This is a genomic window from Paenibacillus sp. USDA918EY (assembly GCF_009870825.1).
Classification (GTDB): domain Bacteria; phylum Bacillota; class Bacilli; order Paenibacillales; family Paenibacillaceae; genus Paenibacillus_AQ; species Paenibacillus_AQ albilobatus.
The window spans coordinates 436923-451379 of the sequence record NZ_WTWY01000003.1 but is presented as its reverse complement, the minus strand read 5'-3'; the positions used below and the strand labels follow the sequence as shown (position 1 = coordinate 451379).

At 53.0% G+C, this 14457-nt stretch carries 15 protein-coding genes and 2 pseudogenes; 13 read left to right on the top strand and 4 right to left on the bottom strand.

Annotation, left to right across the window (positions count from 1 at the left end; translation table 11 throughout):
* Positions 1-7: 7 nt before the first annotated feature.
* The 5 genes from GQY55_RS09760 to GQY55_RS09740 all read left to right on the top strand — a co-directional run bounded on the left by GQY55_RS09760 (position 8) and on the right by GQY55_RS09740 (position 4954).
* Positions 8-970 (top strand): 2-keto-3-deoxygluconate permease, encoded by a 963-nt coding sequence (locus tag GQY55_RS09760; RefSeq protein ID WP_160040698.1) that lies wholly within the window; start codon positions 8-10, stop codon positions 968-970.
* A gap of 15 nt (positions 971-985) precedes the next feature.
* Positions 986-2284, top strand: a complete 1299-nt coding sequence (locus GQY55_RS09755; protein ID WP_160040696.1) for a four-carbon acid sugar kinase family protein — start codon at positions 986-988, stop codon at positions 2282-2284.
* 1 nt (position 2285) lies between these two features.
* The gene (gene pdxA, locus GQY55_RS09750; protein ID WP_160040694.1) at positions 2286-3293 is read left to right on the top strand and encodes a 4-hydroxythreonine-4-phosphate dehydrogenase PdxA; all 1008 of its coding nucleotides are present in this window, start codon (positions 2286-2288) and stop codon (positions 3291-3293) included.
* Between the two features lie 243 nt (positions 3294-3536).
* Complete coding sequence (locus tag GQY55_RS09745; protein WP_160040692.1) at positions 3537-4046, top strand: DinB family protein; 510 nt, start codon at positions 3537-3539, stop codon at positions 4044-4046.
* 104 nt (positions 4047-4150) lie between these two features.
* Positions 4151-4954: an AraC family transcriptional regulator gene (locus GQY55_RS09740; protein WP_160040689.1), complete on the top strand. Its 804-nt coding sequence runs from the start codon at positions 4151-4153 to the stop codon at positions 4952-4954.
* A 117-nt stretch (positions 4955-5071) separates the two neighbouring features.
* Here the strand turns inward: GQY55_RS09740 and GQY55_RS09735 are convergent, their stop codons facing one another.
* Complete coding sequence (locus GQY55_RS09735) at positions 5072-5479, bottom strand: VOC family protein (RefSeq protein ID WP_160040686.1); 408 nt, start codon at positions 5477-5479, stop codon at positions 5072-5074.
* A gap of 162 nt (positions 5480-5641) precedes the next feature.
* Here GQY55_RS09735 and GQY55_RS09730 point away from each other — a divergent pair, with 162 nt between their 5' ends.
* The 4 genes from GQY55_RS09730 (at position 5642) to GQY55_RS09715 (ending at position 8922) form a co-directional block, all read left to right on the top strand.
* On the top strand, positions 5642-6472 hold the full coding sequence (locus GQY55_RS09730; RefSeq protein ID WP_160040683.1) for an AraC family transcriptional regulator: 831 nt from the start codon (positions 5642-5644) through the stop codon (positions 6470-6472).
* 70 nt (positions 6473-6542) lie between these two features.
* Positions 6543-6965 (top strand): VOC family protein, encoded by a 423-nt coding sequence (locus GQY55_RS09725; RefSeq protein WP_160040680.1) that lies wholly within the window; start codon positions 6543-6545, stop codon positions 6963-6965.
* A gap of 201 nt (positions 6966-7166) precedes the next feature.
* The gene (locus GQY55_RS09720; RefSeq protein WP_160040677.1) at positions 7167-7751 is read left to right on the top strand and encodes an RNA polymerase sigma factor; all 585 of its coding nucleotides are present in this window, start codon (positions 7167-7169) and stop codon (positions 7749-7751) included.
* Positions 7726-8922, top strand: a complete 1197-nt coding sequence (locus GQY55_RS09715; RefSeq protein WP_160040674.1) for a DUF4179 domain-containing protein — start codon at positions 7726-7728, stop codon at positions 8920-8922. Before GQY55_RS09720 ends, GQY55_RS09715 begins: the two co-directional genes overlap by 26 nt.
* 279 nt (positions 8923-9201) lie before the next feature.
* On the opposite strand, the gene GQY55_RS09710 is transcribed toward GQY55_RS09715, so the two are convergent.
* Positions 9202-9765, bottom strand: a complete 564-nt coding sequence (locus GQY55_RS09710; RefSeq protein WP_160040671.1) for a helix-turn-helix domain-containing protein — start codon at positions 9763-9765, stop codon at positions 9202-9204.
* 161 nt (positions 9766-9926) lie between these two features.
* Here GQY55_RS09710 and GQY55_RS09705 point away from each other — a divergent pair, with 161 nt between their 5' ends.
* Positions 9927-10511: a LysE family transporter gene (locus GQY55_RS09705; RefSeq protein WP_160040669.1), complete on the top strand. Its 585-nt coding sequence runs from the start codon at positions 9927-9929 to the stop codon at positions 10509-10511.
* A 239-nt stretch (positions 10512-10750) separates the two neighbouring features.
* Here GQY55_RS09705 and GQY55_RS31915 read toward each other — a convergent pair.
* Positions 10751-11215: pseudogene (locus GQY55_RS31915) on the bottom strand (hypothetical protein).
* Between the two features lie 186 nt (positions 11216-11401).
* Between GQY55_RS31915 and GQY55_RS09695 the strand changes: the two are divergent.
* The 3 genes and pseudogenes from GQY55_RS09695 to GQY55_RS09685 all read left to right on the top strand — a co-directional run.
* Positions 11402-11512, top strand: a pseudogene (locus GQY55_RS09695) (formylglycine-generating enzyme family protein); the annotation flags it as partial.
* A gap of 146 nt (positions 11513-11658) precedes the next feature.
* Positions 11659-12180 (top strand): TetR/AcrR family transcriptional regulator, encoded by a 522-nt coding sequence (locus GQY55_RS09690; RefSeq protein WP_160040665.1) that lies wholly within the window; start codon positions 11659-11661, stop codon positions 12178-12180.
* Between the two features lie 123 nt (positions 12181-12303).
* Entirely contained in the window at positions 12304-13263 is a 960-nt protein-coding gene (locus tag GQY55_RS09685) for an NAD-dependent epimerase/dehydratase family protein (RefSeq protein WP_160040663.1), read from the top strand.
* Between the two features lie 95 nt (positions 13264-13358).
* Here GQY55_RS09685 and GQY55_RS09680 read toward each other — a convergent pair whose 3' ends face one another.
* Entirely contained in the window at positions 13359-14426 is a 1068-nt protein-coding gene (locus GQY55_RS09680) for an acyltransferase family protein (RefSeq protein ID WP_160040661.1), read from the bottom strand.
* Positions 14427-14457: the final 31 nt, after the last annotated feature.

Here is a 14457-nt window from a genome sequence, read left to right as displayed (position 1 = left end):
GACAGTTATGAAAATCAAGGCAGCCATTGACAAGATTCCCGGCGGGATGATGCTGATTCCGCTGTTGATCGGTGCCATCATCCGTACGTTTTTTCCCGGAATCTTCGACTTGCCTGAATTTAAAAGCTCCTTTACGGGCGGGCTCCTGACCGGAACCTCCGCACTGCTCGCAGCTTTTTATATCTGTTTGGGGTCGACCATCCGCTTTCAGGCAACCGGTTACATTTTGAAAAAAGGCGTCAGCCTGTGGATCGGCAAAATCGGCACCACGTTTATTATCGCGCTGCTGATTAAAGCCATCTTCCCGGACCAAAACAACCTGTTCCTCGGTTTGTCCGCCTTGGCCATCATCGCCGCTTTTTCCGACACGAACGGCGGGTTGTACATGGCGCTGATGGGCCAGCTCGGCAAAAAAGCCGAAGACGTCGCCGCGTACTCCATCATGTCGCTGGAATCCGGCCCGTTCTTCACGATGCTGATTCTCGGCGTCGCAGGTTTGGCCAGCTTTCCGATCATGGCTTTCGTTTTTGCGATTTTGCCGCTGCTTATCGGCATGATCTTGGGTAATCTGGACGAAAAAATGCGCGAGTTTTTAAGCAAAGGCCAAGACGTCATGATTCCTTTGTTCTCGCTGGCGATCGGCGCAAGCATCAACCTCGCCAACGTCGTGAAAGCGGGCGCATCCGGCATTATTTTGGGCCTCGGCGTCGTCGTGATCACGGGCGGCATGCTGTTCCTGATCGACCGACTGACGGGCGGGGACGGCGTCGCGGGGATTGCGGCATCGTCGACGGCAGGCAACGCGGCCGCCGTGCCGATGGCGGTAGCGGCCGTATATACCGGATACAGCGGCATCGCGGCAACGGCAACGCTTCAAGTGACCGCCGCCGTCATCGTAACGGCCATTTTGACGCCGCTACTGACGACGTGGTTCGCCAAACGGGCGCAGCGCCGAAAAGCACAAGTTTAAGGAGTCGTTTAGGATATGCAGCCATTTTACATCATTGCAGACGATTTGACGGGAGCAAACGATGCCGGCGTGCAGCTGTCGAAAATCGGGATCGCCTCTACCGTCTATCTCGATTTGAAAGAGGATTCCTGGACGGGGCAGGCTGGCGACGTGGCGATCATCGATACGGACAGCCGCGCGGCCGGCGAACGGGAAGCCTTTGAGCGGGTGGCAAAAGCAAGCGAAGTTCTTCGGGAGCGCGGGTATGTCCATGCCTACAAAAAGATGGACTCGACGCTGCGGGGAAACGTGGCCGCCGAGCTGGCGGCCGTCGTTTCGGTCCACCGGCCGGAAGTCGTCGTCATTGCCCCGGCCTATCCGAAGATGAAGCGCCAAACAATTGAAGGTACCCAATACGTAAACGGGCGGCCGGTCTCCGAAACGGAGTTTGGCAGAGACCCGAAAACGCCGGTAAAAGACAGCTATATTCCGAATTTGCTGGGCCGTTACGCGGATGCGGAACGGATTTGCCTTATCGGAGAGGAACTGCTGACAGGTCCGTTGGAGCGGCTGACGGATATGATCGTCCGGCATGCGGAGCAAGGGCAGACTTGGTTCGTATGCGACGCCAAAACCGACCATGACCTGAAAATCATCGCGGACGCATTCGCCAAGGCGAAGAAACATACGGTCTGGGCCGGATCGGCCGGATTGATCGAATTTTTGCCCGAGGCGCTGCAGCTGCAAAAAACGGAACGCACGGATCGGCGCCCGAACGTAAGCCGCACGCTGACCGTATCGGCAAGTTTGTCCCGCGTGACCAAAGAGCAGCTGGAGCAGGTGCGGCGGATGGAAGATACGCGTTTCGTGGAAGTCGATCCGACGGACCTTGTCCGCCAAACCTACGTTGCGAAGGATATTATCGATACGTTGGCGGAAGCGCCGGACAAAAAGCATTTCGTATTATTCGTGGACTCCTCGGAGAAAAATAGGGAGGCCACGACCCGGCTGGGAGAGGAGCTCTCATTAAGCAAGACGGAGATCAGCGAATCGATTTCCCGTGAACTCGGGAACATCGCCCGCGAAACCGTTCGCGCCTTCCCCGATATCCGGGGGTTGGTCCTGACCGGAGGCGACACGGCGAAAGCCGTGTGCAGCCGGTTGAACATGAACCGGATGCAGCTTTATACCGAGGTCGAGACCGGTCTCCCGCTGGGTATATTAAAAGATACGGCGGATACGGGCATGTATTGGACCGTAACCAAGGCCGGCGGCTTCGGGCACCGGCATTCTTTGGTCAACGCGCTGAAATATATGAGTGGAGAGGATGAGTAACATGAATCAAAAGAAACCTGTGATTGGCATTACGATGGGAGACGGAGCCGGGGTTGGACCGGAAATCATTTTGAAAAGCTTGAAAAACCGCGAGATTTACGATTTGTGCGATCCGCTCGTCATCGGCGACAGCAAAATTTTGGAACGCGCGAAATCTTACGTGAACAGCACCCTGCAGATCCGGACGGTGACGGAGGATCAGCTGGATCAGCTTGCGTATGAATTCGGAACGGTGTACTGCCTCGATCTAAACCTGCTGAAGGCCGATTTGCCGCTCGGACAAGTGTCCGCCGAAGCCGGCCATGCGGCGTTCGAATATTTGGCCAAAGCGATCGATTTGGCCAAAAAGCAGCAAATCGACGCGATTTGCACCGCTCCGCTGAACAAAGAAGCGCTGCATAAAGGCGGCCATCAATATCCGGGGCATACCGAAATTTTGGCCGATCTGACGAACACGAGCGAATTTTCGATGATGCTGTCCGCGCCTAACCTGAAGGTCATCCATGTCACGACGCATGTCGGTTTGATCGATGCGGTGAAAATGATCAATCCGGAGCGGGTATATCGCGTCATCCGGCTGGCCCATGACACGTTGACCAAATCGGGCATCCAAAATCCGCGCATCGCCGTCTGCGGCATCAATCCGCACGCGGGCGAAAACGGCCTGTTCGGATACGGCGAGGAAGAAGAGAAGGTCGTTCCCGGCGTGAAAAAGGCGCAGGAGGAAGGCATCAACGTCGTCGGCCCGCTGCCTGCGGATACGTTGTTCTTCCGCACCGTGCGCGGCGATTTCGACATCGTTGTGGCGATGTATCATGACCAGGGCCATGGTCCGGTGAAGGTGCTCGGCCTCGATGCGGGAGTCAATATTACGGTCGGCCTTCCGATCATCCGCACCAGCGTCGATCACGGCACCGCGTTCGATATCGCGGGCAAAGGCATCGTCGAAGAAAAAAGCATGATGGAGGCCATCCGTCAAGCCGTCGAGCTTGCGCCGAAAAGACAATAACACGCACGATCGACACATACATGGGGATGCCTGCGCCAAAGACGGGCAGCCGATCCTTGCAATCATCCGATGCCCAAAGCGCCGAAGCATGTTTTCGGCGCTTTTTTTATTTGGAAGTTTAACGTATACCGCAAATCTTAAGCATTTATAGGATCGGCTGCGTGATAAGATAAAAAGGGAATTACGAAGGCGTTATTTGGCTGCGAGGATGAAACGAACAGTTCGGAAAAGGAGCGTGTTCCCATGAACGGCGCCATGCTGATCGAAACGTACAAAACAGGTTTGGAGAGGTATTCGTTAATCCAGCTCAGGCATCAATCCGCGCCGGAGGTTTGGTCTCTCGGGCAAATGCTGGACCATTTGATCCTGGCTTCCCTCGATTATTTTGACAAAGTGGAGCTTTGCGCGGCCGAAGGCGAAGAACAATGGCTCGGAAAAACCGAAGCGGGCGAGCGGCTGTTCGAACTCGGCGGATTCCCGCCCGTTAAAATCAGATTGCCGGACGGCCCCGAAAACAACCCGAGCAATTCCGAAAGCAAGGAAGATCTTTTGCGCGGACTGGATCAAGTGCTGCAAAAAATGAAGGCATGGGAAGGCCGGATCGATTCGATCAACCCTCGCCGCAAAGTAAAACACGACGGTTTTGGCTGGCTGAACGCACGGGAGTGGTTTGAACTGAATGACATGCATTTGCGTCATCACCTGCGGCAGAAGAAAGAATTGGAACAAAAAGCGGGGTGCGCTAACCCGTAACAAAACATGGGATGGATCTTCTCTTCTGGAAGCATTGGAAATAAGATGGGTATGTATGGTAAAATGGCAGAAAAAGAACCTATGTTCGGGCTCGGGAGGCTCTGATGATTCAGCCAAAACCGGAAATCGACGAAGCTATTTTGTTTATCCATGCGCATCTTTGCGATCCCCTTTCGCTCAAGCAAATCGCCCGGCATGTCGGGTACAGCCCTTATCATTTCATCCGCTTGTTCAAAGCGCAAACCGGCCTGACGCCGCAATATTATATTTCGTCTGCCAGGCTGCAGAAAGCCAAGGAATTGCTGCTCCAGACGAATTTGACCGTGCGCGACGTCGCCCTGGAAATCGGGCAGCAAAGCATCGGGACGTTTACCACGCGTTTTGCCGACAAGGTCGGCGTGACTCCGGCCCATTTCCGCGATCAACACATCCTTGCCGAAACGGGTTTACAGTCGGTTCTGTCGGAAAGCCGCGAGCCATTTTCCACTGAAATCGGGCCGAATGGCGCAATCATTTCCGGCCGCGTTAATGCCGAATCCCCGATTCACGGCGTCATTTTTATCGGTTTATTTCTGAGGCCCATTCCGGATGCAATTCCCGCTTACGGCACGTTGTTGACGTCGCCGGGGCCCTTTCGGTTTTCGAACGTCAAGCCGGGAACGTATTATTTGATGGCAACGTCGGTATCGTCCGACATGCGGTCCACGGACATTTTGCTGCCGCATCGTACGCTGCGCACCCGGTTTCACGAGCCGATTGTCGTATCGTCCCATCATCAGCGGATCGATAAGGAGGTTGCGTTGTATCCGCCAAGCATGGGCGATCCCCCGATTTTAATATCGCTGCCGCTGTTGATGCAGCGGTTTATGGCGAGGCAGCGATTTTTTCTTGAAAAGAAATGCCCATAACCGGGTCAAAATAAATAGACCGCCGGTTCCGAAAAAACGGAAAAGGAGGTCTTTTTTTGTTCAACATGCTAATATTACGCTTTTCGAAAGAAACGTATACCCTGCTTGAAAGCATTCTTACGAAGCATCATCGGAAGTGATCATCCAGATCACGCCGTACGGGTCGACGAGTTCACCGTAATACAGGCCGTACGGCTGCCGCGCAAAAGGCTGCTTTATTTGCCCGCCGGGGGCGGACGACAGTTTGGCAAATGCGCTCTCGGCTTCGGATTTCGTTTTGTACGATACATCCAATAGGATGCCCGAGCCTTGCGTGAAAGGTTCTACGGCATCCGCCATAAAAATGGAGTTCCCTTCGGCCACCGTCAAGCATAAATGCATCACTTTGTCTTTAAGCTCGCCTTCCGCTCCCGCGGCTTGTCCGTACGTAATAACCGATAGAATTTCGCCGCCGAGCGATTCGGCGTAAAAAGCGGCTTGGCTTCTGGCATCCTCCGATTGAAGAAAGGGTCTGAGCGTCCCCAATGTACATCCATCCTTTCGGTATTTTTGAATGGTACAAGCTTTATTATACGACCGGACGGTTTACGGCGTTTCTTATCGATTGCTCACTTTCACGGGTTTTTCTTTTGGCGTGACGGCGGAAGTATAGTAGAATGAGCTTAAACAGGATGGGAGGAGGCCGCCATGAGGATCTATCTGCCACTGCAGCCGCCGATTCTGGAGCCTGTGCAGGACTCCTCTTACCGGTATCGCGAATTTTTGCCGTGCAAGGCGCTGGAGCCTTACGTGGCCTGCTATTGGACCGTAGAATTCGATGCGTCTTATGGCCGCAGGCTGCACCGCATTATACCGGACGGGTGCGTGGACATCATTTTTGACCTGAAAGCCCCGTCCTTTTCCAAAGGAGCCATGGTCGCCGGGTTCATGACTTCGTATGAAACGATCTATTTAACCGAGAGCCGCGCCTCTTTCGGCATCCGCTTTTTTGTCGAGCAGGCCCGCCGCTGGATCGGACATTCGATTTCGGAGTTGACCGGCCGCACTGTATTTCTGGAAGACGTATGGGGGGCCGAAGCAAGCTTGGCCGTGGAGCAAGTGCAAGAAGCGGGCAGCGTACAGGCGATCATCGGGTTGGTGGAATCCATGCTTTTGGAGAAGTTGCGGCACCACGAATACCCGGTTGATCCGCTCATCCGGTCGGGTCTGCAGCATCTGTATGCCGGCCGGGGGATGCTATCCGTCCGTACGCTGGCGGAAAAGCTCTGTTACAGCGAACGAAGCGTAAGGAGAAGATTCCAGAAGGAGCTGGGGATTTCCCCCAAGGAGCTTGCCAACATCGTTCAATTCCAGAGCCTTTTGCAGGAGCTGCGCAAGGGGACTTCGTCCGCTTTATCCGATCTGGCCGCCAAATACGGTTATTTCGACCAACCCCATTTCATCCATATGTTCAAACGATTTTACGGATTAACGCCTCATCGGATTTTGAAGCAGGATGTCCGTTTTTTACAATCCTAAAAAGATGAAATTCGGCGATGATATAAAGAGGTTATGATTTTACTACCAAAGAAGGAGGATGAAACATCCGATGAAACCTCGTATTTCTGTGCTTACGCTTGGCGTGGACGACTTGGAAAAAGCGGTCGCCTTTTACCGGGACGGGCTTGGATTGCCGACGGAAGGGATCGTTGGGAAAGAATTCGAGCATGGGGCGGTCGCGTTTTTCGATTTGCAGTCAGGGGTCAAGCTGGCTCTGTGGAGCCGGAAGGATCTCGCTCACGAAACCAAGATTCCGCTGTCTGCCCCAAGCTCGACGGAAATGACAATCGGCCATAATGTGGCGAGCAAGGAAGAAGTGGATCAAGTGATGGAGCAAGCCCGCAAGGCGGGGGCCAAAATCATTGATCCGCCGCATGAAGCCTTCTGGGGAGGGTACTCCGGGCATTTTATGGATCCGGACGGGCATCTGTGGGAAGTGGTCTGGAATCCGGCATGGGAGCTTGAGGAGTAGTCTTTGCCGGAAATAGCGGGAACCAGGAAGCGGAGCCTGCGAAATCAAGAGTTTCGCCCGGAAAGCCGCACGTGAATCGAAAAAACCCTTCAGGCAAACATCGATTGCCGAAGGGTTTTTTTCGTTTTTGCCGGGTTCGTGTCACATTCGTCGGTTTGGCAAACGTTATATAGGTGAAGTCGGACAAGAGGAGGTGATTCCATGGAACGGTTCAGCCCCGGGGCCGGAGGGCCGGACGATATCGAAGCCGTCGTGGAAAAAGTCAAATCTGGAGACAAGCAGTCCTATGCCGTTATCATACGCGCATTCGAACATCAGATGTACACGTACTGCTACTACATCCTGAAAAACCGCGAGGAAGCGGAGGATGCGCTGCAGGATATATTTATCAAAGTGTATCAGTCGATAACCAAATACAACAGGCAGGTCTCCTTTTCCTCTTGGCTGTATAAAGTGGCCTACTACCATTGTTTGGATCAGCTCCGAAAAAAAAGCCGCCGCAAGAAGCTTATCGATGACCAAAAAGAGATGCAGCCGCTTGACGATTACCGGCAAACGAACGCCGAACGCGCAGCGGAGGAACTGCTGATGAATCTGAAGCCGGAGGAACGGCATTTGATGCTGCTGAAGGTCGTGGAACAATACAGCTTCGAGGAAATCGCGGAGATTATGGACTCTAAGCCTGCAACTCTGCGCAAAAAATACGAGCGCATACGCAAAAAGCTCATTCAGCAAAAAAGAAAAGAAGGAGGGCTAACCCATGAGCGCATGGTTAGATCAAACTGAGGAAGAGCAAATGATGCAGATCCGGCGGACGGTCAAACAAACGAAAATGCCTGAGGTTAGCTACGCGGATCGAATTATGGGGAGGATGGAACAAATGGATAGACGAAGCAGAACAACGACTCATCGCAAAGGAAAATGGGCCAAAAAAGCGGCCATCAGCGTATCGGCGGCGGCCGTTCTCGGAGGCGTCGTGCTCGGAAGCGGTTTTGTGTCCCCGGTAATGGCGGACGCGCTGAAAAACGTTCCTTATATCGGCAGCGTGTTTCAATACAATTTTGACCCCAGTCTGAAACAGGCCAGCGTTTCGGGACTGACGACCGCGCCGAATCTGAGCGTGACCCGGGACGGGCTGACGATGAGCATCAAGGAAGTCATGTTTGACGGAACAAGGCTTGCGTTTATGATCGAACGCCAGGGCATGGATGACGATACCGTCCTGTCTCCTTACCTTCCGGAAGGAGCAACAAACGTATCCGGCGAAGCGCCGAAGAAAGTACCTGTGGAGCAGCAGAAAAAAGGGTATATGTTTATGCCGGAGGTGACGATCCAAGGGAAAACGGGATTTTTCGGCTCGTTCACGGACGCGGTCGGCAAAACGGAGGACGGCAAGCTGATCCGCAATATGGCCATGTACGAAATTACGAGCGGGTTATCGGAGAAACAACTTCCAAACGAGTTCAACATGACGGTAAAAATGAATGTGAGCGGTTTTAAGGAACCGTTCGAATTCCAAGTGCCCGTCAAAAACCTCGCTAAAGGAAACGTGGTGCTGCATCCAAACCAAACCCAGAGCAGCGGTTCGTTCAGCTACACCGTGAAAAGCATCGAGATCACGCCGGTGACGACGCGACTGATTTTGGACAGCAAAGGCAGCGTGCCGTCTACCCCGGAACAGTCGGGCGAATTCAGCGCCACCAAAATGTACTACGATATCGTGGACCAGGACGGAAAACCGCTGGATCAAAAAATGATCGGATACTTCCATCAAAATCCGAAGACCGAATACCATGAGGATGAAACCTACAGCCCGTTTGCCAAAAAACCGACCTCCATTACCATCAAACCTTATACGATGACAGTCAAAAAGGACTGGTCCGTCGTCGAGGATGAAAAAGGGAAACCGGTCAAAACGTACCACAAGGATCTTGAAATGACCATTCCGGTGCAATAAACGCGCGGCAGTCATGAACCCGTAGCTCTAACCTTTGTGAACCGATTTCTACCGTGGACGAGAAACAATTCAGGAAATTGGAGCGCAAGAGCGATGGGAGGAATGATTCGTATCCGCAGCGTCTCTTAACAGCAAAATGGGGCCGCCCTCAAGATCTAAGATCTTTTGGGACGGCCCCGTTATTTTTTGGCGCGCAGATGGCAGTCGGCCGGCAATCAGCCGCCGAAAGCCGAATCTCAAGCGCTCTAAGTTATCATGACCCCTTTTTCAAAAGATCGGCTATTGCGTCTCAGGGTAATATATCGTCATGCTTGCCCGCACCAAGGTATCCCCCGAATTACGGTAGGAATGGGATCGGTCCGCTTTGAATCGGATCGAATCGCCGCGCCTGATCGTAAACTTCGATTGATTGACTTCGATGGTCATTTCCCCGTCAAAAACGGTGACGTACTCTTCCGTACCTTCAATATGCGGATCGGCGTGATGATATCCGTCCTTTTCGATCTCGATAAAGTACAGCTCGAACCGCTGCTCCTCGTGATAAGGAAAGCAGGGGTAAACTCTATAGTTTCCGTTGTCTTCCGACAAAACGTTGATTTCATCCCGAAGCACGATTTTTGTATCCGGCTGCGGCTCGTGGATTAATGACGTAAAAGATACCTTCAAACCCGTCGCTATTTTCCAAATGGTCGTAATGGTAGGGCTTGATTCTCCCCTTTCGATTTGCCCGATCATCGTTTTGCTGACTCCCGTTAATTCCGCTACTTTATCCAGGCTTAGTTTTTTTCGCTCGCGGATGTCCTTTAAATTTCTGGCAATGACGAGATGAATTTCTTCTGCCATAGGAATACGCTCCTCAAGGGTTATTTTAAGAAAAGTATAACATACGATTCGGGAACAACCCTCCATTTACAAGATAACGTTCATCTTGTAATATTATAGTCGTTATGAAGCACAATTTGTATTATATAACGACTAAAAGGAAGATGAAGGAGGGAGAAAACATGCTGATCACTTCCATGCTGTTGTATGCGTTTATTTCCAGTTTCACGCCCGGTCCGAATAACATCATGGCCATGTATTTGGCCAAGAAGCATGGTTTTCGCCATGCGTTAACATTTTGTTTAGGCGTGGGGACCGGTTTTTACGTCATACTTTTGTTATGCTGTTATTTCAGTCTTTGGCTGCAAGATCTCATTCCCAAAATCGAGTTCTGGATGTCGATCATCGGTTCAGCGTACATGGTATATCTGGGGATAAAAATCATTCGGAGCAAAGAAGAAGGCGATCGAAAGAATGGGGAGGGGGAAAAGCGTTTTTTTACGGGCATGCTGATGCAGTTAGTTAACCCCAAAGTGATCTTATACGGCTTGTCTGTAGTCTCCGTGTTTGTCATTCCAAATTACAATTCGACCGCCGGCCTCTGGTTGCTTGCCGCTCTTCTCGGCTTGATCGGATTTGCGGGAACGGTTAGCTGGAGTATTTTTGGGGCGGTCTTTAACAAATGCCTGACGAAGCATAGGAAATCTTTTAACCTGTTGATGTTTTTGTTGTTGATATATTGCGCGTATACGATTCTTAAATATTAAAAAACTCCGGGATCATGTTGCTAACATTGTTGCCTGCTTTGCAACGGGCTGCATAAGGGAGTGACTGGCGTCATATGATGTTCGATCATAATTAAGCATGCTTTACGTTGGATGGCACAGCTTGCAACGGTTCAAAGCTTTGCAAGCTGTGCCCAGTGAAAAATAAAAGCATACCCAATATCACAAGGGGGGGGAACCCGTCTCTTGCATCGCTCAAGGGCTTTGCCCGTTCACGACCGTCAGCGATTGGTTTGTTCGCCGGCAAAGGCCGGATGTTTAATGGCCTCGATCAGGCTGGCGAAACCATCGGCGCCTCGGCCGTCGGCAACTCTGCGATCCGCCAAAGCCTGGACGGCCGCGAACATGCCGGCGTCAACGCCGGCGTCACGGCTGGCGCGGACAAGCAGGCCCAGGCCTGCCGCATTGAGTCCGAGCGACGAACCGGCTGTATCCGGGTACTATCCTGCGTCGATTTGTGCCGCCAGCTTATCGGAACGATCCGTCGCAACGACGTTTTTAAACCACGAATCTGCATAGGGCTGAAACGCCGCCGCCTCGACACCCGCCGTACCGATCAATGCAAACGCGCGAAGCCAGCCTGCCGATGTCGACCAAAGCAGCGCGAGCATCGCCAGGTCGTATAACGTGGGAACGCCCGTATCCTCGTTGAGAAAAGGACCGTTGGCGGCCAAAGCGTGCCCCATCGAACCAAGGCCGATGACAGACACCGGCGTGCGGGGATTCATGGTCTCGCTAGCTTCTCCCGAAGCTGCCTCAATGATTGTTGGTTCTGATGCATGTTGATCTTGATTTTTCACTCGAATGGCCTCCTCAAATTTGGATTCGAAGCCGATTCTAAAGTATGACACTGTGTCAATGTCAATCTAAGTGGAGGCAGCTGGGCGGAAGAAGCCAGAGGCTGCGGCGCTACGTGCCGTCGTCGGAGCCATCCGACGTTTTCCATCGACGACCTTGGTTTCCGTCTTGCCCGTTCGCGTTGACGGACGAAATCCAAGCTGCTTCCTTTCCGGGGCGGGATCCCAGCCCTGCTCCGGCAGCGCGAATTCGCGAATTGCGATGCCGGGAAGGTTTCAGTATAATGGACGTTAATTGATTCATCACTCAGACTTGGAAAGGCGGAAACATGATGTCCAAAAATGAAGCGCCATCGGTCAATCGGAAGGAAGAAATCATTTCGGCGGCGATCGCAACTTTCGCGGAGATCGGATATTATCGCGCTACGACGGCGCAGGTGGCGGAAAGAGCAAGCATTTCGCAGCCTTACATTTTTAAATTTTTCCCGACCAAAGAAGCATTGTTGGTTGCGGCTCTGGAGGCTTCCTGGGGGAGGATCGTCCAATCGTTTAAGCGCGTTGTGGAATCCGTGCCGCCGTCGGAGCTGGAGCCCGCGCTGATCGAAGCTTACGAGAACATTCTGGCCGACCGCGCGAATGAAATGCTGCTTCAAATGCAGGCTCAAACCATTTCCTCGGAAGTCGTTCGGGAAGAGATGCGGAAAGGGTTCCGGACGGTTCGGCTTATCGTTTTGGAAGCCTTCCGCAACGCCGGAATTCCGCATCCGGAGGAGCGCACGCTCCTATTTTTGGCCAGAGGGATGTTATGCAACATTTCCATGGCGCTTGGTATGCCGGAATTGATGGAACAATAGGCGGGATCGAGAAACCGCCAGTTTCAAAATTGGTTATTGACTAATCACTAACTTCGTAATATGATGATCGCAAGCAGTGATTGACCAATCACTAACTAAAAACGTAATGGAGATGACTTATTTATGAAAAAGACGATCGTTTTAGGGGCAACCGGAGGCACGGGCGCGGCCATCACGGCAGAACTTGTCCATCGAGGAGTGGAAACCGTCGCATTCGGGAGATCCCGGGCGAAACTGGAGCAGCTGGCCCGGCAGCTTGGAAACCCGAAGCATTTGCGGCTGTCCACCGGCGATGCTTTCCGGCCCGGAGACATTGCGGCGGCGGCCGGCGGAGCGGAGGTGTTGTTCCATTGCGCGAACGTCCCCTACAACGAGATGGCCCAAAAGCTGGTTCCGCTGGGAGAATCGGTGATGGAAGCGGCCAAGGGGCTCAACCTGAAGGTGGTCGCCGTTGACGGCATTTATCCATACGGAAGAAGGCAGATGAAGGAAGTGACCGAAGAGCATCCGAAGCAGCCGCATACCAGGAAGGGGAAAACGAGGCTTGCTTTCGAACGGATGTTATTCGAGGAGCGCTGGGACAGCGTGCGGAAAATGATCGTCCGGCTGCCGGATTATTACGGTCCCACGGCCAATGATGCCTCCTATCTGGGATCGACGCTTGCCGCGATCGCGGCGGGCAAAACCGCCTTTTTCATCGGCAACATGCGGGTTCCGCGGGAGTATGTGTATTTGCCTGACGCGGCCAAGATGATCGTTGAACTTGCGGGCCGGGACGATGCTTACGGGGAAAATTGGAACATCCCGGGCGCAGGGATCATATCGGGCAAGGAAATCGTTCGTTTTGCGCAAAAAGCAAGCGGCGTCGCGAAGCCCGTCATTCCGCTTGGCCGGGCAGGTCTATCCCTTCTTGGGCTGTTCCAACCGGTGATGAAGGAAATTGTTGAAATGCTGTATTTGACGGAGGAGCCTTTGAAGCTTAGCGGCGAAAAATACAGAAGACGGATCGGCCCGATCCCGGCAACCGGTTTTGAGCAGGGGATCTCCGAAACGATGCGTGCCTGGATGAACCGAAAATCATAAACGAAGGCTTCGTGGTTATTGATCAATCACTTGCCGCTTGCTTTTTTAGCCGATATCAAAATGTTTGGAACGAAGGAGCGCGCTTGGAACGACGCTCAGCTTATTTGCGACCTGCTTGCAGGGCTCCTTCCGGTCAAGCGGCGGTCCCGTCCTCTGAACACCGTTTTCCACAGGTAGACGCTTCCTGCCGACATGGCAATCGAAACGATGCAGACCGCGGCAAAATGGAGGAGGCTGTTCCGGACCAGCCACGCCTCCCAATGAACCGCTTTGGCGGCGCCGCGCACCAGCACGATGGCCAACGGATGCAAAATGTACAGCCATGTCCGCCATTCCCGGTAACGTTTATTCGAGGTTCCTTTCCATGACAATGCCCACCGGAACAAGCAATAAGCGGCAGGGAGCGCAAATACGTACATGCTGTCATGGCGCGGAATTCCCGCCGAACGCAAAAGCAGCCCTTCCGCGAACATCGCTCCAAGCGACACCGCAAACAAGCTTGCATGGAGCACAGGGCTTGTCCCCCGCCCTTGTCCTTTAGCCGCCGCGGCGCCCAGCGCGAGATAAACGGGAGCAAAAAACAAGCCGTTGCGCGTATAGTCGAACAGGTGAAACATCGCCCCATACGATGCGCTTAGCCATGGTACGCCTTTGATGAAGCCGTAATAGCTGTCTCCGAGCAGCCCGATCACATACAGCGTGATGGAGACGGGAAGCATCCAGGTCGGCGTTTTGCGATAAAGGAAAGCGGTCAAGGTGATGCCGATCATCAGTGCGGGCAAATACCATAAATGATAAAACGTGCCGTTAAACACCAGGTCTTTCAGCAAGGAGCCGACCGTAAAGCCGTCGGAAAAATATCCCGTGTAAAGATTCAGCGGAATGTACAGCAGGATGGCGGCGCCGTATAAGGCCCCGACTTTTCGCAAATAACCGGATAGGACTTTGTTATCGCGGAGGGGATCGCCGGTCAGCTTGCGGAAGAAGAAAAATCCGGCCGTCATAAAAAAGATCGGGACGGCAATGCGGGTCAGGATGCCGCTCAGCAAAAAATCGGCGGTGCCGTTGTACGTCGAAAGCGGGCTGGTGTGATTGGCGATGACCAATAGGGCGGCCGCAAATTTCAGCCAGTCCAGTCCACCGTATTGAGGTTTGGATGTCATGATTTCGTTCTCCTTGATTCAAGTTTGCCGG

Coding starts and splice junctions, on each gene's coding strand:
- GQY55_RS09760 (WP_160040698.1), top strand. CDS start 8: ATGAAAATCAAGGCAGCCATTGACAAGATTCCCGGCGGGATGATGCTG.
- GQY55_RS09755 (WP_160040696.1), top strand. CDS start 986: ATGCAGCCATTTTACATCATTGCAGACGATTTGACGGGAGCAAACGAT.
- pdxA (WP_160040694.1), top strand. CDS start 2,286: ATGAATCAAAAGAAACCTGTGATTGGCATTACGATGGGAGACGGAGCC.
- GQY55_RS09745 (WP_160040692.1), top strand. CDS start 3,537: ATGAACGGCGCCATGCTGATCGAAACGTACAAAACAGGTTTGGAGAGG.
- GQY55_RS09740 (WP_160040689.1), top strand. CDS start 4,151: ATGATTCAGCCAAAACCGGAAATCGACGAAGCTATTTTGTTTATCCAT.
- GQY55_RS09730 (WP_160040683.1), top strand. CDS start 5,642: ATGAGGATCTATCTGCCACTGCAGCCGCCGATTCTGGAGCCTGTGCAG.
- GQY55_RS09725 (WP_160040680.1), top strand. CDS start 6,543: ATGAAACCTCGTATTTCTGTGCTTACGCTTGGCGTGGACGACTTGGAA.
- GQY55_RS09720 (WP_160040677.1), top strand. CDS start 7,167: ATGGAACGGTTCAGCCCCGGGGCCGGAGGGCCGGACGATATCGAAGCC.
- GQY55_RS09715 (WP_160040674.1), top strand. CDS start 7,726: ATGAGCGCATGGTTAGATCAAACTGAGGAAGAGCAAATGATGCAGATC.
- GQY55_RS09710 (WP_160040671.1), bottom strand. CDS start 9,765: ATGGCAGAAGAAATTCATCTCGTCATTGCCAGAAATTTAAAGGACATC.
- GQY55_RS09705 (WP_160040669.1), top strand. CDS start 9,927: ATGCTGATCACTTCCATGCTGTTGTATGCGTTTATTTCCAGTTTCACG.
- GQY55_RS09690 (WP_160040665.1), top strand. CDS start 11,659: ATGTCCAAAAATGAAGCGCCATCGGTCAATCGGAAGGAAGAAATCATT.
- GQY55_RS09685 (WP_160040663.1), top strand. CDS start 12,304: ATGAAAAAGACGATCGTTTTAGGGGCAACCGGAGGCACGGGCGCGGCC.
- GQY55_RS09680 (WP_160040661.1), bottom strand. CDS start 14,426: ATGACATCCAAACCTCAATACGGTGGACTGGACTGGCTGAAATTTGCG.